This is a genomic window from Corynebacterium sp. HMSC078H07 (assembly GCF_001812805.1).
In the GTDB taxonomy this organism is placed as follows: Bacteria; Actinomycetota; Actinomycetes; order Mycobacteriales; family Mycobacteriaceae; genus Corynebacterium.
In genome coordinates, this window is sequence record NZ_KV810449.1 from 61,422 (window position 1) to 82,098 (window position 20,677).

A 20,677-nucleotide genomic window follows, 5' to 3' on the forward strand; every position below is an offset into this window, starting at 1 on the left:
GTTCTTCTATGTCTCGCTCTTTCTCTCGCCGCGCGCTTGCCCTGTGTGTAGCTACCGCCACCAGCGTAAGCTTGGCCGTTCCGGCAGCGTCCGCCAAGATTGTGGACAATGTCCACGTGCACTCTGCGGCTAACGCTAGCCTCAAGGTCAGCCCTATCGGCACCTACGAGTCCGGCGTGTATGAAGAGTCCGCTGCGGAGATCGTAGCCTTCCACCCGGCATCCAAGCGCATTCTTACCGTCAATGCCCACGCCGGCCAGATTGACGTTATCGACGCCGCCGATCCGACCAACCTGACGCACATCGGCTCTATCTCTGCTGGCGAAGGCAAGGAAATCAACTCGGTGGCCGTGCGCCCGGATGGCCTAGCTGTCGCCGCCGTCCAGCAGTCGGACAAGACTGCGAACGGTGAAGCCCTGTTCTTCAACGCCGCCGCAGAGAACCTGGATTCCGCAGAGCTTGGCCGAGTTGAGGTAGGCGCTTTGCCGGATAACGTTCACATCACCGCTGACGGTGGCTACGCGTTGGTGGCCAACGAGGGCGAGCCGTCCAACGAGCTCAACGCAGAGGGAACCGATTACGTGACCGACCCAGAGGGCTCGGTGTCCGTCATCACGCTGCCGAAGGATGTTGCTGCTCCCTCCAAGGCCGACGCCCGCATCGCGGATTTCACTGCCTTCGATGACCAGGAGCTTCCCGAAGGCGTGCGTGTCTTCGGCCCCTCCGGACATGACTCCAAGCCGTCCATCGACTTCGAGCCGGAGTACATCTCCTCTCAGGACGGCAAGGCCTTTGTGTCGCTGCAGGAGGCCAATGCCATTGCCATCGTCGATATCGAGTCCGCTACCGTCGAAAAGATTGTCCCGGCCCACGTTGCTGACCACAGCAAGACTCCGCTCGACCCGTCCAATAAGGATGATAAGGCTGAGCTGCGCACCATCCCGGTGAAGGGCCTGTCCATGCCGGACTCCGTCGGTGCCTTTACTGCCGGCGGCCAGACTTACTTCGCTACCGCTAACGAAGGCGATGCCCGCGAGTGGGGTGTGAAGGAAAAGGATGGAGGCTCCGGTGTCTACACCGATGAGGTCGAGCTTAAGGACCTCATCGAGGAGGGCAAGGTGTGCGAGGGCGCGCTTGGCGATGTCTCCGCGGACGACCTCGCCGACAAGAAGCAGGCCGGCAACCTAAAGCTCACCAACGCCTCCGGTTGGAATGAGGAGAAGGGGTGCTTCGACGAGCTGTACTCCTATGGTTCCCGCTCCTTCAGCATCTACGACGCTGAGGGCAACGTTGTTTTTGACTCCGGCGCTGAGTTTGAACAGATTACCGCTGAGCTCAACGAGCCGGGCGTGTTCCACCACAATGCCGACAATGAGGGCGCGGAGTTCGATGACCGCTCCGACAACAAGGGCCCCGAGCCGGAGGCACTCGTCGTTGGCACCGTCGGCGATCGCACTTATGCCTTCATCGGTGCGGAGCGCGTCGGCGGCATCTTTGTCTACGACGTCACCGACCCTGCCAACGCTTCCTTCGTCACCTACGTCAACAACCGTGACTTCTCCACCGATGAGTACGCTGATGCTGGCGACCTTGGCCCTGAGGGCTTTGCCTTCGTCGACAAGAAGGACTCCCCCAATGGTGAGTACCTGCTCATCGTGGGCAACGAGGTCTCCGGCACCACCACCGTGTACTCCGTTGAGGACCTCCTCGCCGCCGAGGAAGACGAAGACGCCGACCAGGGCGACGGCAAGGACAAAGACAAGGACAAGCAGGACACTCCGAAGAAGCCAGGCAACGATGCCGGTAAGGACGGCAAGGACGGCAAGGGCTCTGCAGACAAGAGCTCCAGCAGCGTCTCCGGCGGCATCATCGCCGGTTCCGTCATCGGCGTCATTGCTGCGCTGGCCGCCACCATTGGTGTGCTGCGCGTCCCGGGTATCCGCGAGACTGTCTTAAGCCTTGCACCAGCTCCACTGCGCGCTCAGTTGGAGAAGTTCCTCTAAGCCCTATCCACCCCGCAGGAAGGGCTGCTACATTGAAGTGAGCTTTGTGAGAGAAGCCCTTTCATAACTGTCCTTTCCCTTCCCAAGGAGAACCCTCGATATGCGTCTTTCCACTTCCCTCGTCGCCATCTGTGCCACGACCATGGCACTGGTCACCCCACTGGCCGCTGCTGACGATTCGTCCGCCTCTGCCAGCTCGACCGCGACAGCCACCTCTACCGTGGCTGACGAGGCCTCCCCGGAGTCCGCCACGCAGGACGCCTCCGAGGAAGCTTCCGAAGAGAAGGCTGCTGAAGACGTATCCGAGAAGAAGGCTGCCGAGGAGTCCGCGAAGGAGCCAGCAGAGGATTCTTCCAAGGCTCTGGGAAGTTCTCTGAATGTTGGCCATACCAGCACCAAAGATCTCTCTCAGGAGTGTGCCGACCAGGTCAACCAGGCGCGTAAGGACCACGAGGCTGCCGTCGCTGATGGCACCGCAGGTTCGTCATTCATGGGCCCGCAGGAGCTGGCCAACGGTGTGCTCAACGGCTACGGCTCCTCCGGTATGCCGGACACCCCGGATTGCGTTGAGGAAGAAAAGGAAGCGAAGCTGCAGAAGGACTGGGACGAGATGCCCGAGTTCGTTCAGTCTGCACGTCCAACGGAAAAGTCCAAGGAGATTTACGCCTGGGTTGGCGGTGCACTGGCATTGCTCTCCGTGGGTATTCGAGTTCTCGTCGTCGCCGCTGAGTTCGACCCATCTATCCTGAATGGCCTGCGTGCCTTCCTCAAGAGCATGGGCTTCTATTGGGATAACTCCAAGAAGAAGGAAGAAGTCGAGAAGGACGAAGACTAATCCCGCTCCAATGGGGATAGTAAAGGAGGCGCTGCGAGATTTTCTCCGCAGCGCCTCCTTCGTTTTGACCCGTCAGGACCGATGAGACGAGAACTTAAAACAGTTCCTTCGTCGCAAGCTCTGCTCCCTCAACGAGGGACTGGAGCTTGGCCCACGCAATCTGGTGGTGCAGGCGGCCGCCTAGGCCACAGTCGGTCGAGGAAATGACGTTTTCTGGGCCCACGAGATCAGCAAACTGGATGATGCGGTCAGCGACCAGACGCGGGTGCTCCACAGCGTTGGTCGAGTGCGAGACCACGCCTGGGTAGATGACAGTTCCCTCCGGCAGCGTGTGATTCTTCCACACGCGCCACTCGTGCGCATGGCGCGGCGAAGCGCCTTCGAAGGAGAAGCCACCTACCTTGGCCTGCAGAATCTCCTCAATAATATCCTCGAACGGAATGTCCGTGACGTGCGGGCCGTGCCAGGAACCCCAGCAGATGTGCAGACGGGTCTGCTCGCGCGGGATATCCTTAATGGAGTCGTTGAGAATCTCAATACGCTCGTGCAGGAAGGCTTGGAAATCCTTTACAGTTGGCTCCGGCACTACAGAATCCCATGCCTCCGCCAGGTCCGGCGCATCGAACTGCACGGTGAGACCCGCATCCGTGATGGCCTTGTATTCGACCTTCAGTGCCTCACCACAGGCGCGAACGAGCTCAGACTCGTCCTCGTAGTACTTGTTGGGAAGGCGTGCCGCAGCACCCGGGGACAGGGCGGCGACGAAACCTTCGGTGCCTTCGGGGAGGGCGTCGGCAAGCAACTTGACGTCCGCCTCAACCTGCTCCTGGCCAATGTAGGTTACCGGACCGGTGAATTCCGGGTTAGCTACCTTCTTGCGGCCGGTGAAGATGCCCGAATCCGGGTCATTGTAGGCCTCAGAAAACAGCGCACGGTCGCGGCGATCCTTCATCGAGGAAAGGCGAATCTTACCCGGCTCGGAACGAACCTTGTCACCGATTTCCCAGCGGTCCTTGTCCGTCATGGTCAGACCACCCAGGCGGGTAAAAGAGTAGTTCCACCACGCACCGTAGTCCACAGCGCCGGAAGTAATGTGTCCGTATTCGCCCTCGTTGATGATGTCGATGCCGAGATCAATCTGGCGCTTCACCACATCCGCTACGGAGCGCTCCAGGATGTCGTGAAACTTCTCGTCAGAGATGGTGCCGGCAGAGCGCTCGAGGTTAGCCTCCAACAGCTCCTTCGTGCGAGGCAGCGAGCCGACGTGGGTGGTGCGAATCTTGTTCACCATGGGAAACAGGCTTCCTTTCTTCTAGACTATGCTGTCTAGAGTAACCCAGGAGCCTGGTTCCCATGGGATCTCGATTCAACTTAAATTCACCCGAGGATGCCGGCCCCCATCGTGGCCTTGAGGTCACCCATAAGGTTGCTCGAGCGCTCCACACGCAAATGCTCACCGAGGACCATCATGGTGGACTCTTCACCGTCGACAAGCGTGAGGTACACGTCGGACTCACCCTTGTTATTGACCAGTACCTGCTTGAGCTTGGCAATGTTTTCCATCGTGCACTGGTCCGTGCGCATGGTCAAGCGCAGCGGCAGGCCCGCTCCATTGCCGGGGCCCAAGTCTGGCACCTTAATATCGGAACAGAAGAGAGACATGCGCTCATCACGAATCTTCACCTGAACCTTGGCCAAGATGATGTTGTCTTCCGCAATCTGCGGAGCCACCAGCGAGTACACCTGGTTGAACACGAGGATATCTACCTGAGCGCCGTTATGATCCTCCATGCTGACGATGGCCCATGGAGAACCATCGCGCTTGGAAAAACGCCTGTCCACGCCCGAGATGATGCCGCCAATCACCAGCTCCTGCCCGTTGCCGACTTCACCGTTAAGAATTTTGGTAATCGGCGTATCGGTCTGTGCATCGAGCGCTTCCTCGAAACCGTCGAGCGGGTGGCCGGAGACGTAGAGGCCCAGCATCTCACGCTCTAGAGCCAGCTCGTGCTTGCGATCCCAATTCTCATCGGGGACGTCAATAGCAAAGGCGGAGCCAGAATCGCCTTGCTCGTCGCCGCCACCGAAGCCGGCGAAAAGGTCGAACTGGCCCTTATCAGCTGCCTTCTTCGTGGTCTGAACGGAGTCCACTGCGTCCTCGTGAATGAGCATAAGGCCCTTGCGTGGGTGCTCCAAGGAGTCGAAAGCGCCGGCCTTGATGAGGGACTCCGTCACGCGCTTGGAGCAGGCTGCTAGCTCGATTTTGTCCAAATAGTCAGAGAAGGACGTATATGCGCCTTTCTCCCGGCGGGTCTTCACGATGGAATCGACCACTTCCCCACCGACATTGCGGATAGCGCCCATGCCAAAGCGAATATCGTCCCCCACTGCCTGGAAGGTTTCTTGGGACTCATTGACGTCTGGGGACAGCACGCGGATGCCAAGGTGGCGGCAATCGGCAAGGTAGATAGCGGACTTATCCTTCTTGTCACCCACCGACGTCAGAAGCGCTGCCATGTACTCCGGGGCATAGTAGGCCTTGAGGTAGGCCGTCCAGAAAGACACCAAGCCGTAGCCCGCGGCGTGAGACTTGTTAAACGCGTAAGAAGCGAAAGGCTCAATCGTGCCCCACAGCGCATCCATGGCCTCCTTGGAGTAGCCGTTGTCCTTCATACCGCCCCAGAACTTGTCGTACTGCTGAGCCAGGACTTCCGGCTTCTTCTTACCCATGGCCTTGCGGAAGCCGTCTGCCTCGCCGGCGGTGTAGTTCGCCACCTTCTGCGAGATACGCATGATCTGCTCCTGGTAGACGATAAGGCCGTAGGTCTCATCGAGGATTTCCTTGAGCGGCTCTTCCAGCTCTGGGTGAATCGGCGTAATTTCCTTACGCCCATTCTTGCGGTCCGCGTAATCCCAGTGAGCATTCACGCCCATCGGGCCCGGACGGTAGAGCGCCAGCGACGCGACAATATCCTTGAAACCTGTCGGCTTCATGCGCTTGAGCAGCTCCTGCATGCCGCCCGAGTCGAGCTGGAACACGCCCAGAGTATCGCCGCGTGAGAGCAGGTCATAGACCTTAGATACCTTCGGGTCATCGGCATGGAGTTCCTCCAGCCCGATTTCTTCGCCGCGGTTTTTCTTGATGTTCTCTAGGCAGTCACCAATCACGGTGAGGTTGCGAAGGCCCAGAAAGTCCATCTTCAGCAGGCCAATAGCCTCACAGGCGGGGTAGTCCCAGCCGGTGATGTAGGCGCCGTCGGCTGGGCGCTTCCACATCGGAATGTGGTCCATGAGGCGGACCGAAGCCATAATCACCGCACAGGCATGCACACCGGCCTGCCTGACGACGCCCTCAAGACCACGCGCGGTCTCATAAATCTTCTTGACGTCCGGGTCAGTCTCAATCATCTGGCGGACCTCGGTGGCCTCCGAGTAGCGCTCGTGCTCCGGATCGGTAATACCAGCCAGCGGAATATCCTTGGCCATAATGGCGGGCGGCAACGCGCCGTTGATGCGGTCGGCCATCTGGAAGCCCGGCTGGCCAAAGTGCACCTTGGCGGAGTCCTTAATGGCCTGCTTGGTCTTCACAGTGCCGAAGGTAATCACCTGGGCAACCTTGTCCTCGCCCCAGCGCTCAGCAGCGTAGGTAATCATTTCGCCGCGGCGGCGGTCATCGAAGTCGATATCGATATCCGGTGCGGAGGGGCGCTCCGGGTTCAAGAATCGCTCGAAGAGGAGGCCGTGCTCGATGGGGTCAATGTTGGTAATCGTCAGCGCATATGCCACGAGCGCACCGGCTGCCGAACCACGGCCCGGGCCCACGCGAATACCGATGGACCGCGCGTGTTTGATGAGCTCGGCCACGATGAGAAAGTAAGAAGGGTAGCCCTTCATATCGATGACGCTGATTTCATACTCAGCGCGGTCGATGTACTCCTGCGGCACATCCCCGCCGTTGAAACGATCCTTAAGGCCCTCCATGACCTCGTGGGTCAGCCACGAGGTTGGGGTGTGGCCCTCGGGGACGTCGGCAATCGGCATGCGGTCGTGGGTATGTTCTTCCCAAATGGCGCCGTAGTCTTGGACACGCTCCGCAATCCACAGCGTATTATCGCACGCTTCAGGGACCATGTGGTCCCACAGCTCACGCATCTGTTGGGCGGACTTGATGTAGTAGCCGGTGCCGTCGAATTTGAAGCGGTCCGGGTCCATAAAGGTCTTGCCCGTCTGCACGCACAGCATGGCCTCATGCGCTGGGGCTTGAGACTCCAGCACGTAGTGGCAGTCATTGGTCACCAGCGGCGGCAGGTCCAGCTTGCGACCAATCTCCAACAGACCATCACGCGTGCGCTTCTCGATATCCAGCCCATGGTCCATGAGCTCCAAGAAGAAGTTGTCCTTGCCGTAGATGTCCTGCCACATCGCAGCGGCCTCGAGGGCCTCATTGAACTGGCCTAGACGAAGCCTGGTTTGGACATCGCCGGAGGGGCAGCCGGTGGTCGCGATAATGCCCTCAGCATGCTCAGCGATAAGCTCGGCATCCATACGCGGCCACTTGCCCAGCTGGCCTTCGTAGGAGGCAAGCGAGGAGAGCTTAAACAGGTTGCGCAGACCTGTTTCATTTTCCGCCAGCATGGTCTGGTGCAGGTAGGCACCGGAGGCAGAAACATCATCGCGCTTTTGATCCGGCGTTCCCCACAGCACGCGCTTTTTATTGAAACGCGACTCCGGCGCGAGATAGGCCTCAATGCCGATGATGGGTTTGACGCCTGCGCTCGTCATCCTCTGGTAAAAGGCATTGGAGCCGTACATGTTGCCGTGATCTGTCATGCCGACGGCGGGCATGCCTTGGCGGACCACCTCATCCGCCAACATATCCACCTTTGCCATGCCGTCCAGCATGGAAAACTCGGTGTGGTTGTGCAGGTGGACGAAGGATGAGTTTTTGGCCATGCGGTCATCTTAGCGGGGCCGTCAAACTTCCCGGATTACTCAACGTCCTGTACATTTTTCTGTGATGTTCTACACTATTGCCGCTTATCTCATGTGGGGCTTTTTCCCGGCGTTCTTCCCGCTTCTGCGCCCCGCCAGTCCGTTTGAAATCCTCGCGCACCGCATTGTGTGGACTGCGGTGCTCGTCACCCTCATGCTGGTGGTGACCGGCGGCTGGCGTGAGCTCAAAGAGATGAGCCTGCGCACGTGGGGCTGGATGCTGGGCTGCGGTATTACCATCACCATCAACTGGGGTACGTACGTCATCGCGGTCAACAGCGACCACGTGGCAGACGCCGCACTGGGCTATTTCATCAACCCGCTCGTCTCAGTGGCCTTGGGCATTATTTTCCTCAAGGAGACACTGACGAAGGCACAGGTGGCGTCGGTCAGCATTGCCTTCGTGGCGGTCCTGTGGCTGACGTTTATGACCGGCCAGGCGCCCTATTATTCGCTGGCCCTCGCCTTTAGTTTCGCGCTTTATGGTCTGTTCAAGAAACAGATTTCGGTTTCTTCCATGGGCTCCGTGGCCGCGGAAACCATCGTCATGCTGCCCTTTGCACTCATGTACCTGGGATACCTACAGGTCCAGGGCGAATCCACCTTCTCTAGTGAAGGCCCTGGCCACATGGCGCTGCTCGTTACCTCCGGACTGGTGACTGCCCTGCCGCTGCTCTGCTTTGCACAGGGCGCTAAGCATCTGCGCCTATCCACCATCGGCATGCTGCAGTACATGACGCCGATTATGCAGATGCTGTGGGCGGTCTTCGTCACCCAGGAGGAGATGCCGACTGAGCGTTGGATCGGCTTCATTATTATTTGGGTAGCGGTCATCATTTACCTGGCGGATTTGGTGCGGATGGGCCGCGCTTCCCGACGCCGCGCCCGCCTCCACTCCCCGCACCCCCGCACCGAAGAGACTGCCGCCTAGAAGGCTGTAGCGCGCCTACTTCTGCTTCTTCACCCGGCGCAGCTCGTCACGGGCTTCCTTGGCTCGGGCCCGCTTGGCGGCTTCCTCTTGGCCGTTGAGCGCCCATCTCGGCATAAGCACGGCCATGGCGATGCAGTAGAGGGCCACAACAATCATGATGCCCAGCGTCAGCCCATCGCTGCCCAAGAGTGCTAGCGCGATGGCGGCGAGGACTGTGATGATGGCTCCTGCCCATACAAGGATGTAGGCGAAGCGGTAGTTGGCAGGCCAGGTTGAGGTCTTAGGGAATAGTCGCATCATCGCTCCTTACTGGTGTGCTCGTTGTTGGGCGTTGGAAGGTGGGCGCACGCCGAAGGAACCCCAGGCGGCGTCGGCAGGCGCGGCTTCCACTGTCTTTACGCGAGGGTCGGAAGCTAGGGCTCGCAATTCAGCGCCGCTGGAATAGACCACCGCGGCATCCACCTGCTTTGGAGTCTCGCCACCATCGCCGGCAGTGTGAGCCACGCGTTGAAGGACGGTAGTAATGACATCAGCGCGGTTTTTACCCGCTGTGGGTTCCGGGACTGCTACGGGGGCGGCCAGTCCGATGATGATGGCATCCATGCGCTGCGCTGGGCTCAGTACCTCAGCGGTGTCCTCCGGTGACAGCGCCGAGTGGAACCCCACGAGCGCATACGTCGGCTCATCGGCTTGGGCCAGCGACGCTTCGGCGCGCTCACGGTACTCGGCGGCAGTCTCGGAGCCGTCTGGGCCTAGCTGGTCTCCCTGGAGCGCGGTGCTTGGCTGCGTACCAAACATGCCAAAGGCGAGAACCACGAGCAGCGCTGTCGCCGCGAGCAACACATAGGCTGCGATGCGACGGCGGCGATAAATACGCTGGCGAGTGGAGCGTTTCCCCGTCATCCGCGCAAGACCTCTACTGCGTGCTCAAGATCCTCCGGGTACGGCGCGGTGCACTCAAACCATTTGCCGGTGCCCGGGTGGGTAAAGCCCAAGGACACCGCATGGAGCCATTGCCGGATAAGGCCAACGCGCTTAGCCAGGTTCGGGTCGCAGCCATACATCGGATCACCCACGCAGGGATGTCCGGTGGCGGACATGTGGACGCGGATCTGGTGTGTGCGGCCAGTCTCGAGGTGGACCTCCAACAGGCTGGCCTCGCGGAAGGCCTCCAGCAGCTTGTAGTGAGTAACCGCCGGCTTGCCGTCTTCCACCACGGCGAACTTCCAGCCCGCCGACGGATGACGCCCAATCGGGGCGTCAATGGTACCGACGATCGGATCTGGCAGGCCTTGGACCACCGCGTGGTAGGTCTTGTCCACGGTCCGCTCGCGGAAGGCGGTCTTCAGCTGGGAGTAGGCGCGCTCGCTGGCGGCGACCACCATGACACCGGAGGTACCCACGTCGAGGCGGTGCACAATGCCCTTGCGTTCGGTAGGTCCGGCGTCGGCAAGCGCATAGCCCGCCGCACGAAGCCCGCCGATCACGGTCGGCCCTTCCCACCCCAACGTTGGGTGCGCGGCTACGCCGACGGGTTTGAACACGCAGATGATGTCCTCATCCTCGTAGAGGACATCCATGCCCTCCACCAGCTCCTCTTTGGGTACCAGCGGTTCTTCCGGCGCCGGCATCATGACGTCAATCCAGCCGCCGGCGCTCAGCCGCTCGGACTTGCCCACCGCCACGCCGTCGATCTCCACGTCCCCTGCCGCGCACAGCTCCGCCACCTTGGCCCGGGAAACACCCAAGAGCTTGGCCAAAGCAGCATCGGCACGCATACCCTCAAGGCCCTCAGGTACCGGCAACCTACGACTTTCACGCATCAGACTCGTGTGCCTCCTTCCGCTCTGCCATGAACATCGCGATGATAAACACCACCACACCACACGTGATTGAGGCATCCGCGATGTTAAAGACGGCGAAGTTGCCGACGGAAATGTAATCCACCACGTGTCCAAACCAGAATCCCGGCTCGCGCACCAGGCGGTCAATAAAATTACCCAGCGCACCGCCCGCAATCATGGCCAAGCCTACCGCCTGCCACTTGTCATGAATTCTCGGTGCAGCGACAGCAACACCGACGACGAAGGCCAGCTGGATGGTGGTAAACAGCCACGTCGAGCCCTCCCCTCCCATGGAGAAAGCCGCACCGGGGTTAAAAAGGAGATAGAAGCGGAACCAGTCACCAATCACCGGCAGCGCTTCGCCTTCGGTAAGGATCGACAGCATCAGTTGCTTCACTGCTTGGTCCACGACAGCTACTCCCAGCACCACCGCGGCCATTGTTCCGATATATCTCCTTGCCTTCACCCGTTCCATTCTAAACAGCCCCATCCGGTATTTTGGAATGCGTGTTTCGTGTGAGAGTCGTTTCAGTTTTGTCCGCTGCAGCCGTGGCCTTGACCGGCACTCTTGCTGGCTGTTCCTATTCCCAACCGGCCAAGCCGGTGGAAGAACCCGTGGGCTTGCCTCTCGACGCCCCTCGCGTCACCGTCCACTCCCCTGGTGACGGCACCGGCCGCGTGCTGGCCTATCAGGACCTTGATTCCGAGCAGTCCCTGACCTACACCGTCGCCACTGGCTTTGACCAGGAGCTGCGCAAAGATGGCAGCGAGGGCACTGCGCCCGAAGCCACCGATAAAGTCACCCTCCCGCTGCAGGCCTCCGTGGAGGCGGCTACCGAAAACGTCGAAGGCCAGCTGCCGGCGAGCCGCAATGCCTTCGTCACCGTGGGTAAACCCGAAGCAGAAGGTGCTGATGTGGAGTCTGCTGAAGGTTTCCAGTTTGGTTGGCGCGGCACCGATACCGGCCAAATGAACTCGCTGCGCCTCGCCGCGCCGCAAGCAGCCACTGATGAGGCGCGCAGTGCCGTGGAGCGCGCAATTACCAGCCTGACGTCCCTGCCCATTGTCTTCCCTGAAGAAGAGATCGGTCCCGGCGCGGAGTGGACGGTGGAGTCTCGCGTCACTGGTGAGTCCACGCTGTTGCAGACCACCACGTACACCTTGGACAAGCTCGACGGCGATGTGGCAACGCTTAGTGTCTCTGTGGAACAGCGCCCGTCCTTGGGCGCGCTGTCCTTCGACGGCGCCGACGCCCCTGAAGAGCTCCAGGACAAGGAACTCAAGGTCCTCGACACCAAAACCCAGTCCGAGGGCACCGTCACCGTGGATCTGACCAAACCGCTGCCGACGGCTGGCGACGTCTCCATCACCACCGTCATCTCCTATGGCGCAGAAGGCTCGGACCTGCGTGTCCTGCAGACCAGCGCTACCGAGATGGACTTTTCCACCGACTAAACGCTCCTCCCTACGCAAAAAGCGCCCGTCGGCCCCGGTTTCCTACCAGGACTGACTGGGCGCTTGAGCTTTCGAGGCGCGCTCCTCGCAGCTACCATGCACGGACCGTGCTCCGCGAGTACCTTACTGCGCTGGAGCCTCGCCTTCGGCGGGGGCGTCGGCGGCATCGGCGGGGGCGTCGCCCTCGGCTGGCATCTCGCCTTCAGCACCGCCACCGGCAGGCGCCTCTGCTGCGGAATCGGCACACATCTCCGGAACCTCTTCCGGCGGCACAATATTGGTCACAAGGACACAGGCCCACGTCTGGGACAGCTTCCACGTACCGCCATCGTTGATGAACTCCACCTGATCGGCGGTCTGCTGCTGGCCATCTGGGGTATTGATGTGGACGGTAGCCAGCGCAGAATCCGGCACCAAGCCTGGGATGACCGGGGCAACGACCTCAAAGGTGGCGCCGGATTCGGCCTGGGACTGAGACATGACGTCGAAAAGCTCCGGCGCCGACTCACTGCCCTGGACCAGCTGAACCTTCTCTTCCTGCGGCACGTTCGGGTCAGAAGCCTTCGCCAGGATCTCGTTGAGTTGTTCCACGGACGGCATCTCGGTGGAGACTACCTGGGAAGCAGAGGTCTCACCGGTAGGCTTTGCGGCGCTGCTGGAATTCGCCGAGTCTTCGTCCGAAGACGAGCAGGCAACGAGGGCGGTGCTAGCGCCCAAGGCCAGGATGGCGGCGCTCAGCTTGATGGATTTCACAGATACTCCTCACGTAGGGGTCGTGGTTAATCTCTTTCACTCTAGCGCTCACGCACACCAGCCTGTGTTTCCCGCGCAGCGTTGCGCCTGAAGTACCCTGGTGGAATGACTTTCGCGCTCATCGCCACCGGCGGCACAATTGCCTGCACCACCATTGCTGACGGTTCCCTCGTCCCCACTGTTAGCGGCCAACAGCTGGCTGACTCCCTGGGCAACGACATCGAGGTCGTGGAATTCCGCGCACTGGATTCCAGCTCAGTTACGCTGGCTGATCTCGATGAGCTGCTGCTCTGCGTGCGCACACAGCTTGCCCGCCCGGGCATTGAGGGCGTGCTCATTACTCACGGCACGGATTCGATGGAGGAAACCGCGCTGGCTTTGTCCCTGTTTGACTTAGGCGATGGCCCCATCGTTCTCACGGGCGCGCAGCGCGCCTTCGATCATCCAGAGGGCGATGGCCCGCGCAACCTGCGTGATGCCTACGACATTCTGCGCTCTGGCAAGCCTGGTGTGTGGGTTCAGTTTGGGGGAAAGACCATCCCCGGCCGGCGTGCCCGCAAATGGCACACCTCGCATCTCAATGGCTTTGAGGAGCTGGCGGTAGGTGACTCTGCCGTGCCGCCGCTTCCCCTAGCGTCCTTGGCGGAGCACCCAGTTGAGATCATCGCCGCCTACCCGGGTGCCGGCGCCCTGCTTGTCGACGCCTCCCTCAACCACACCAAAGGCCTCGTCATCGAAGCTATGGGCTCGGGCAACATGGGCGAAGAAATGGGCGCCGGGGTGGCCCGCGCGCTGCAGGCTGGAGTGCCGGTGGTGATCAGCACCCGCACTCCCTATGGAACGACCAAGCTGGCCTATGGCGGCGCAGGTGGTGGTGCTACCTTGGGCGAGATGGGCGCGGTAGCATCCGGCGGATTCCGCGCCGGCCAAGCCCGTATTCTGCTCGCCGCAGCATTAGCTACCGGCACCCCGGTGGCCGACATGTTTAGCTCCGCGCCGCAGGCCACGACGTATACCGCGAGCTAGCTGTCTCCAGCCGGTGCTTCTTCCTCCGCATCATCGGACTCCGCGTCTGCCTCCATCGGGATGTCCTCCCACGCCAGCGAATCCAGCGGATCGGCTGGTCTCAGTTCTTCATCTTCAGCAGCAAAGGAGCGGACAAATCCCGGCCCCGTCGCCCGCGTTTCAAACCGCACACTGACCACACCGTGCCCCGTGCCTTGAATCCAGCCGTGGCCATACTCCGGATGATAGACGTCCTGAGTAGCGTGCCAGCGCTGCGTCGAGTCCGGCCCAGCGTCCCTGAGCGATTCCGCCTCTGCGCCGGTCTCTGTTTCAGTGTCAGGCACGCCGGGCAGGTGGTCGCTGACTCCGGTCTCGTAGTCCGTATCCGGAGCTGGGCGCACGACTTCGCGGTCCAGCTCTGGGAAAAGAACGTCTTGGCGGGCAGTTTCCAATCCCGAATAGCTCACGCCAACCAAGCGAATGGGCCCTAGCTCGTCGGGATAGCGCGCCAAACTCAACGCTCGCGCCTTGAGGATTTCTAGATCGTCGGTGGCATAGGGCAAGGTGGCTGAGCGCGACTCAATGTGGAAATCCGCCATCCGCAATTTCACTGTCACGGTACGAGCGCCCCGCCCATCCTTGAGCAAGCGGCGGTGCGCACCTTCTGCTGCCCGCGTCAACGCAGCATCCACCTCCGGCACCGTGCGCAAGTCCGTGGGGTAGGTAAACTCCGTGGAAATCTGCTTGGAAATCGCGCGCGGAGCTACAGGCCGCTCATCGCTGCCTTGCGCCAGCTGCCATAGCTGCACGCCCACCACTCCACCAAGGGAAATTTCCACCTCTTTGCGGCTCATGGCCGCGAGCTGCCCAATGGTGTCTACTCCGATGGCCGCGAGCTTCTGCTGCGTCACCGGTCCTGCTCCCCACAGCTTGCCCACGGGCAAGGGGTGGATAAGTTCATCGAATCGTTCCTGCGGCACGACAAAGGTGCCATCCGGCTTCGCTTCCCCAGAGGCGATCTTCGCCGCTTGTTTTCCCGCCCCCGCACCGATAGAGCTGGGTAGGCCTGTTTCCTCGCGGATAACACGGCGTAGGTTCTCGGCCCACTCGTGGACGTCGTCAGGCGCGGCGCCTACCAGTGCGGCCGGTTCCATAAATGCTTCGTCAATGGAGAGCTGTTCAATGAGCCCCGCATGGTCAGCGATGATGCCAAAGACTCGGCGTGAGGCCGCCGAATACACTGCTCGACGCGGCGTCACCACCACGGCCTGGTAGCCCACCAGCTGCTGGGCGCGGAACATGGGCATGGCGGAATGCGCACCATATTCACGGGCTTCGTAAGAAGCTCCAGCCACCACGCCGCGCCCACCCGCGCCGCCCACCAGCACTGGGCGGCCTCGCAGCGTGGGCCGGGTCAACTGTTCCACGGAGGCAAAGAAAGCATCCATGTCGATGTGAAGGACCCAGCGTTGCATGTGCTCCAGTGTAAACACCGCGCGCGGGTAACCCATTATTCATGTTTCTTTATTAACTTCGTAACTTTTATGCCCCTATCCGCTTACTTTCTCCCCCTAACCTTTTCCGCCGTGACTTCTCAGCTCTCGCCCCAACACCCTGCCTCCCAAGCCCACGTGGTCATCAACGGCATTAAGCGCGAGTTCGCGGACAACACCGGTCTCCATGCCACTGACCTCGTCATTAACTCCGGCGAGTTCATCTCTATCCTCGGCCCCTCCGGTTGTGGAAAGTCCACGCTTCTGCGCTGCATCGCAGGCCTCGAAACTCCTGATGCCGGCACCATTACCTTTTCCGGTAAAGAAATGTTCGGCCCCCACACGAACGTTCCGGTGAATAAGCGTAACTTGTCCATGGTGTTTCAAGATCTGGCGTTGTGGCCACACATGACCGTGGAAAAGAACATCGAGTTTCCCCTCACGACCGCGGGAAACAAGCTGTCGTCTGCGGAACGCGCCGAACGAGTGCGCACGTGCATGGACATGGTCGGTATTACCCCGAAAGCTCAAGCTCGCCCCAATCAGCTCTCCGGTGGCCAGCAGCAGCGCGTAGCTATCGCCCGCGCGCTTGTGTCCAACCCGCAGCTACTTCTCATGGATGAGCCACTCTCTGCGCTCGACGCTGCCCTGCGTGTTCAGATTCGTGCCGAGCTCACCGCGCTTGCTCACGATTTGGGCCTCACGGTCATCTACGTCACCCACGATCAGTCCGAGGCGCTGTCCATGTCGGACCGAGTCGTCGTCATGAAGGACGGCGTCATCGAACAGTTCGCCGATCCTGTTACCCTCTACGATTCCCCCGCCACTCCCTTCGTCGGCGGCTTCGTGGGCACCATGAACCGCCGCGCTGGGCTTCCCGACGTCCGTCCGGAAAACCTCACTGTCCTTGGCGCGGAGGAAGACATCGGGTCTTTCCCGCACCACGTGGACGGGGTCGTCCGCACTGCTCAGTACATCGGCGGGCGCTACGAGTTGCACTGCGATGTCGAGGGCGCTGACGAACCCTGGGTGGCTTACAGCCGCTCCCGAGTCGAACGTGGTTCGAAGGTACGTCTCGCGTACTAAACTCATCTGTTTTCTACTTTTAAGGATTCTCCATGCTGTATAAGAAGCTTTCTCTCGCCCTCGCTGCCACCGCTGCTTCCGCCCTAGCTCTGGCTGGCTGCGGTTCCGTTGATTCCGCTGACTCCACCGACGCATCCTCTGCCGACAACACCGGTGCCGAGACCACCGCCGAGGCCTGGGAAGCCCCGGAGGGCCTGTCCGGCGAGCTGGACTACTACTCTGCGAACCCGCAGGGCCTTACCGACGCCCTCGTCGAAGCCTTCGAGGAAAAGACCGATGTCAAGGTCAACGTCTTCGCCGACACCACCGGAAAAATCACCGCCAAGCTCAAGGCTGAAGAGGCCAACCCGCAGGCAGACGTGGTCTACCTGGCTTCCTGGTCCGCAGCATCCAAGCAGGACAAGGCCGGCGCTCTGGAGGAGTACACCCCGGAAGGTGCTGACAAGATCACTTCCAGCTGGGTATCTAAGAATGGCACCTTTACCGGCCGTGATGGCTCCGCGCTTGCGCTGGTGACCAATACCAACGTGGTGGACTCCGTCCCGCAGGACTGGGAGGACCTCGCTGACGAAAAGTACAAGGATCAGGTCATTATGCCGGATCCACGCGAATCCGGCACCGCCGCTGACCTCATTGCCGCCATGGTGGACCAGTGGGGCGAAGACAAAACCTGGGAGCTCTTTGACAAGCTCTTCGACAACGGCATGATTGTCCAGGGCGCTAACGGTCCAGCCTTGGACCAGGTCACCTCCGGCTCCCGTGGCATCGTCATGGGCGGCGTGGACTACTCTGCATACTCTGCTCAGGCCAAGGGCGAGCCGCTTGAGGTTGTTATCCCCTCCTCCGGCACTACTGTCACCCCGCGCCCGGTCATGATCCTCAAAACCACCGATAACAAGGACGCTGCCGAGGCTTTTGTTGACTTCATGTTCTCCGATGAGGCGCAGGAGATTTCTGCTTCCAAGAACATGATCCCGGCCAACACCGAGATCGCCCCGAAGAACGGTCCGAAGCTGGAGGAGATTAAGACCCTCAACGAGGATCTTGACGGCATCGCCTCCTCCTCCAAGGACGTCAAGGAAAAGTTCGCTGAGCGTTACCTTAAGTAACCTCTTCTTTCTCACCACGGAGTAACCCCACCTCATGAGCACCACTACCCGTAGCCCTCAGCGCACTTTTGGCATTTATGCAGTACTCCTTGTGCTGCTCGTGCTTGTCGCTGCGCCATTGGTATCGGTGCTCATCAGCGCTGTGGTGGGGTACCGCGATGAGCCTTCTTCTCTCCACAAGATTGTGGAGCCGGGCATGGGAGAGGTCCTGCTTAATACTGTCGTCCTCTCCCTCCTCGTGGTGGTCTTTTCTACTCTGTTCGCCGCCCCGCTAGCCTTCTTGCGCGCGTGGACGCCTTTTTCTAAAGCGAACTGGATAGAAATCGCCATCATGATTCCTTTCATGACCCCGCCTTTTGCCGCAGCAATGGCGTGGATGGATTTCACCCGCCGCGGTGGAGTCTCCGAATTGCTCTTCGGGCATACCGTCGGCAAGCTCGCGCACGACGCCATTTACTCGGTTCCTGGCATGGCCTTCATCATGGCGTGCGAGCTCTTCCCCTTCCTCTATCTCATCCTGCGCAACTGTCTGACCTCAATTCCCGCATCCTCTCTGGAAATGGCTCAAGTCGCCGGCGCCAGCCGGTGGCAACAAATTAGTCGCATCATCCTGCCCACCGTCGTGGGCCCCTATTCACTGGGCGCATTGATCATTTTCATCAAGGCCGCCGGCGAGTTTGGCACCCCGGTTACCTTGGGAAATGCGATCGGTTTTACAGTCCTCGTCTCCTCCATCTACCAAGACGTCACCATCGACCCGCTGAGTTTCTCCGATGCAGCAGCCTCCTCATCTGTGCTGTTTGCACTTGGCGTGGGTGCATGGGCCTTCCAGCAATGGGTCTCGCGGCGCGACCTTACCGGTGGTGGACGCGTATCCCGCCAGGTCTCGCTCCGCATTGGCGCTGTAGGCAAGGCCCTTGGCGGCGCCGTTACTTTCCTCATCATTGCCTGCTCGGTGCTCATCCCGTATATTTCCATCACCCTGGCAGCAATGACCATTCTGCGCTCCGCGCCGCCAACGCCTCAGAACCTCACCTTCGACTATTTCGCCATCGTCCTACAGATGCCTTCTGCCCAGGAAGCCTTGCTGCGTTCCATCGCACTCGGTGCAGTCGGTGCCACAACGGCGGTGGTCCTCGGCATTGCGGTCACCTTGCTCACCCAGCGAACCAAGCAGGTCAGCGCCCGTGTCACGGACTTCCTTGCTGTGGCACCCGATACCGTTCCCGGCATTGTGCTTGCCATTGGCTTCATTCTCCTGTGGAACGCGCCGTGGTTGCCCTGGACACCTTATGGCTCCATGATCATCCTCGTCATGGCTTTCACTGTTCTCTTCCTGCCCATGGCGGTGCAGAACATCAAGACCTCCGCCGGCGCAGTCTCCCCCACGGTTTACGAGGCCGCTGCCGTGTCTGGCGCCTCTGCCTCCCACACGTTGCGCAGCATCACCTTGCCCCTGCTCGCCCCGGGTATCTTCGCCGGCTGGCTGCTGGCGTTCTTTGTGGGCTTCCGCGAGCTCGTCATGTCCTCCCTAATCCGTCCGAGCCAGCTCAATCTCCTCGCGCCCTGGATTATGAACCAATTTGACCAAGGACATCGCGCAGAAGCCATGGCCATGACGCTCATCGGTGTAGGCACCTCCACCGTCGTGCTCGTACTTATCACCTGGTGGCAGGGACGGCGGGCGCGTGGCTAGCATTCTCATTTTCGCGGATCTTCACCTTGGCAGGCCTGGCGCGCCGGGCATAGAGTGGGCACTCGACGTCCTGGAGACCACGGACGCGGATGCCTGCATCTGTCTCGGTGACATCATTGACCGTACGGCCGACACAGATACCTACGTCCCCCAGGCCCAGCAGGTCATGGCCCGCGCAGTCGAGCTTTTCGACGACGCCCATTTCGTCTCCGGAAACCACGACGTCCACCATGACCTCAGCTTCCCTTCGTCTGTGACGGTTCATCCCACCGACGTTCATGCCTTTCAGTGCGCGGGTGCAATCGTTGTCACCGCCGCAGTGGCCACAGACCCCGATCCCCGCGCGCTCACCTTTCCAGTTCGCCAGAGCGACAAGCCGCACCTAGGCTTGCTGCATTCGTCAGCGACTGGTGAGTTCTCAAAAGGCGTGTGCTTGCCCACGACGCCCAATCAACTACAGGCGTGTGGCTTCGACGCATGGATTCTCGGCCATGTCCACACTCCGCACGTGCTTCAGGATAATCCCTTTATCGGTTGGGTTGGCATGGGCGAGGCAGTGCTTTACGACGTCCCCACCGCCTCCGTCACTCGTCTTTAACACGTCTCCCACCTAGCCACATTCGATATTCGGAGAACTAGCTCTCACTTGTCCTACGCGTGATCGATGCCTCACGAATTGGCGTTTGCGCTAGATCTTGAATGCCGCATGCATGCATCATGTATGCATGCAGAAAGACAAGGTTCCCGCTGCGGAACGCGCCTACGAACACCTCAAGCGCCGCATCATCGATGACGAGGTTGGTGACTCGGAGATGCTCTCCGAAGCTGCCCTCGCCTCAGAGCTGGGGATGAGCCGTACCCCGGTGCGTGAAGCTTTCCTCCGCCTCGAGGTAGAAGGCTTTTTGAAGCTCTACCCCAAGCGTGGCGCGCTCGTGGTACCGATTAGTCCCCGCGAGATTCGTGAAGTGTACGAGGCACGCATGCTCGTCGACGAGCACTCTGCCCGTCATATCTGCTCTTTACCAGCCGAGGAGCGCGGCCTCATCGCCGATGTCCTCGACGCCACCATTGCGGAACAACATGCCGCGCTCGACAAGGACGACTTACGCGCCTATGCCAGGCTCGACGCGAAATTCCACCAGACCATCATGGACAACGGTGGCAACCGTCTGCTGGCCAATCTGGGACACACCTTGCGCGAGCGCCAACAACGTTTCACCGCCACGGCCGTGGGGCGCAGCGTTGAGCGCGCACGTACCTTCGTTGCCCAGCACGCCTTGCTGGCCGACGCCCTCCGCGCCGGCCACCTCGACACCTACCTCACCGAACTCGAATCTCACCTCAACTCTTCAAGGAAGCAACTGTGACTGTCTCCGCACATTCGCACCCGGAGGTCGACGCATCTGCTAGCGACTCCGCTCTCTCATCCGACTCCACCGTGTCTTCTTCCCAGGGCGCGCTCTCGTCACGCGCGT

The 20,677-nt window shown here is 60.6% G+C and carries 18 protein-coding genes; 10 read left to right on the forward strand and 8 right to left on the reverse strand.

The window, feature by feature from the left end; translation table 11 throughout:
* Nucleotides 1-8 precede the first annotated feature (8 nt).
* Together HMPREF2875_RS02365 and HMPREF2875_RS02370 are read left to right on the forward strand one after the other, a co-directional pair.
* Nucleotides 9-2,003 (forward strand): choice-of-anchor I family protein, encoded by a 1,995-nt coding sequence (locus HMPREF2875_RS02365; RefSeq protein ID WP_141754548.1) that lies wholly within the window; start codon nt 9-11, stop codon nt 2,001-2,003.
* A gap of 100 nt (nt 2,004-2,103) precedes the next feature.
* Complete coding sequence (locus HMPREF2875_RS02370) at nt 2,104-2,838, forward strand: hypothetical protein (protein ID WP_070669896.1); 735 nt, start codon at nt 2,104-2,106, stop codon at nt 2,836-2,838.
* A gap of 94 nt (nt 2,839-2,932) precedes the next feature.
* On the opposite strand, the gene HMPREF2875_RS02375 is transcribed toward HMPREF2875_RS02370, so the two are convergent.
* Together HMPREF2875_RS02375 and dnaE are read right to left on the reverse strand one after the other, a co-directional pair.
* Entirely contained in the window at nt 2,933-4,129 is a 1,197-nt protein-coding gene (locus tag HMPREF2875_RS02375; protein ID WP_070669897.1) for a cobalamin-independent methionine synthase II family protein, read from the reverse strand.
* Nucleotides 4,130-4,215: 86 nt separating this feature from the next.
* The gene (gene dnaE / locus HMPREF2875_RS02380) at nt 4,216-7,791 is read right to left on the reverse strand and encodes a DNA polymerase III subunit alpha (RefSeq protein ID WP_070669898.1); all 3,576 of its coding nucleotides are present in this window, start codon (nt 7,789-7,791) and stop codon (nt 4,216-4,218) included.
* Nucleotides 7,792-7,855: 64 nt separating this feature from the next.
* On the opposite strand from dnaE, the gene rarD reads away from it, so the two are divergent.
* Nucleotides 7,856-8,761: an EamA family transporter RarD gene (gene rarD / locus HMPREF2875_RS02385; RefSeq protein WP_070669899.1), complete on the forward strand. Its 906-nt coding sequence runs from the start codon at nt 7,856-7,858 to the stop codon at nt 8,759-8,761.
* Nucleotides 8,762-8,776: 15 nt separating this feature from the next.
* On the opposite strand, the gene HMPREF2875_RS02390 is transcribed toward rarD, so the two are convergent.
* Genes HMPREF2875_RS02390 through lspA form a run of 4 tightly spaced genes read right to left on the reverse strand, consistent with a single transcriptional unit; the run spans nt 8,777 to nt 11,080 of the window.
* Complete coding sequence (locus tag HMPREF2875_RS02390) at nt 8,777-9,061, reverse strand: permease (RefSeq protein WP_246817015.1); 285 nt, start codon at nt 9,059-9,061, stop codon at nt 8,777-8,779.
* A gap of 6 nt (nt 9,062-9,067) precedes the next feature.
* A complete protein-coding gene (locus HMPREF2875_RS02395) occupies nt 9,068-9,664 on the reverse strand; it encodes a hypothetical protein (RefSeq protein WP_070669900.1) in 597 nt (198 codons plus the stop codon).
* On the reverse strand, nt 9,661-10,584 hold the full coding sequence (locus tag HMPREF2875_RS02400; protein WP_070669901.1) for an RluA family pseudouridine synthase: 924 nt from the start codon (nt 10,582-10,584) through the stop codon (nt 9,661-9,663). The genes HMPREF2875_RS02395 and HMPREF2875_RS02400 overlap by 4 nt, the downstream gene beginning before the upstream one ends.
* Entirely contained in the window at nt 10,577-11,080 is a 504-nt protein-coding gene (gene lspA / locus HMPREF2875_RS02405; RefSeq protein WP_070669902.1) for a signal peptidase II, read from the reverse strand. The genes HMPREF2875_RS02400 and lspA overlap by 8 nt, the downstream gene beginning before the upstream one ends.
* 32 nt (nt 11,081-11,112) lie before the next feature.
* Between lspA and HMPREF2875_RS02410 the strand changes: the two genes are divergently transcribed.
* The gene (locus HMPREF2875_RS02410) at nt 11,113-12,060 is read left to right on the forward strand and encodes a DUF6263 family protein (protein ID WP_070669903.1); all 948 of its coding nucleotides are present in this window, start codon (nt 11,113-11,115) and stop codon (nt 12,058-12,060) included.
* Between the two features lie 123 nt (nt 12,061-12,183).
* Here the strand turns inward: HMPREF2875_RS02410 and HMPREF2875_RS02415 are convergent, their stop codons facing one another.
* Nucleotides 12,184-12,813: a WKL family lipoprotein gene (locus HMPREF2875_RS02415; protein WP_070669904.1), complete on the reverse strand. Its 630-nt coding sequence runs from the start codon at nt 12,811-12,813 to the stop codon at nt 12,184-12,186.
* A 105-nt stretch (nt 12,814-12,918) separates the two neighbouring features.
* Here HMPREF2875_RS02415 and HMPREF2875_RS02420 point away from each other — a divergent pair, with 105 nt between their 5' ends.
* Complete coding sequence (locus HMPREF2875_RS02420; protein ID WP_070669905.1) at nt 12,919-13,839, forward strand: asparaginase; 921 nt, start codon at nt 12,919-12,921, stop codon at nt 13,837-13,839.
* On the opposite strand, the gene HMPREF2875_RS02425 is transcribed toward HMPREF2875_RS02420, so the two are convergent.
* Nucleotides 13,836-15,293, reverse strand: coding sequence for a DNA polymerase IV (locus tag HMPREF2875_RS02425; RefSeq protein WP_070669967.1), 1,458 nt, complete (start codon nt 15,291-15,293; stop codon nt 13,836-13,838). The genes HMPREF2875_RS02420 and HMPREF2875_RS02425 overlap by 4 nt on opposite strands.
* A 111-nt stretch (nt 15,294-15,404) precedes the next feature.
* On the opposite strand from HMPREF2875_RS02425, the gene HMPREF2875_RS02430 reads away from it, so the two are divergent.
* The 5 genes from HMPREF2875_RS02430 (at nt 15,405) to HMPREF2875_RS02450 (ending at nt 20,569) form a co-directional block, all read left to right on the forward strand.
* Nucleotides 15,405-16,397 carry an ABC transporter ATP-binding protein gene (locus tag HMPREF2875_RS02430; RefSeq protein ID WP_070669969.1) on the forward strand — a complete coding sequence of 331 codons (993 nt, stop codon included), beginning with the start codon at nt 15,405-15,407 and terminating at the stop codon, nt 16,395-16,397.
* 32 nt (nt 16,398-16,429) lie between these two features.
* A complete protein-coding gene (locus HMPREF2875_RS02435) occupies nt 16,430-17,506 on the forward strand; it encodes an ABC transporter substrate-binding protein (protein WP_070669906.1) in 1,077 nt (358 codons plus the stop codon).
* Between the two features lie 34 nt (nt 17,507-17,540).
* The gene (locus HMPREF2875_RS02440; protein ID WP_070669907.1) at nt 17,541-19,202 is read left to right on the forward strand and encodes an ABC transporter permease; all 1,662 of its coding nucleotides are present in this window, start codon (nt 17,541-17,543) and stop codon (nt 19,200-19,202) included.
* Nucleotides 19,195-19,800, forward strand: coding sequence for a metallophosphoesterase family protein (locus HMPREF2875_RS02445; RefSeq protein WP_070669908.1), 606 nt, complete (start codon nt 19,195-19,197; stop codon nt 19,798-19,800). The genes HMPREF2875_RS02440 and HMPREF2875_RS02445 overlap by 8 nt, the downstream gene beginning before the upstream one ends.
* A 127-nt stretch (nt 19,801-19,927) precedes the next feature.
* Nucleotides 19,928-20,569, forward strand: coding sequence for a GntR family transcriptional regulator (locus HMPREF2875_RS02450; protein WP_070669909.1), 642 nt, complete (start codon nt 19,928-19,930; stop codon nt 20,567-20,569).
* Nucleotides 20,570-20,677 lie beyond the last annotated feature (108 nt).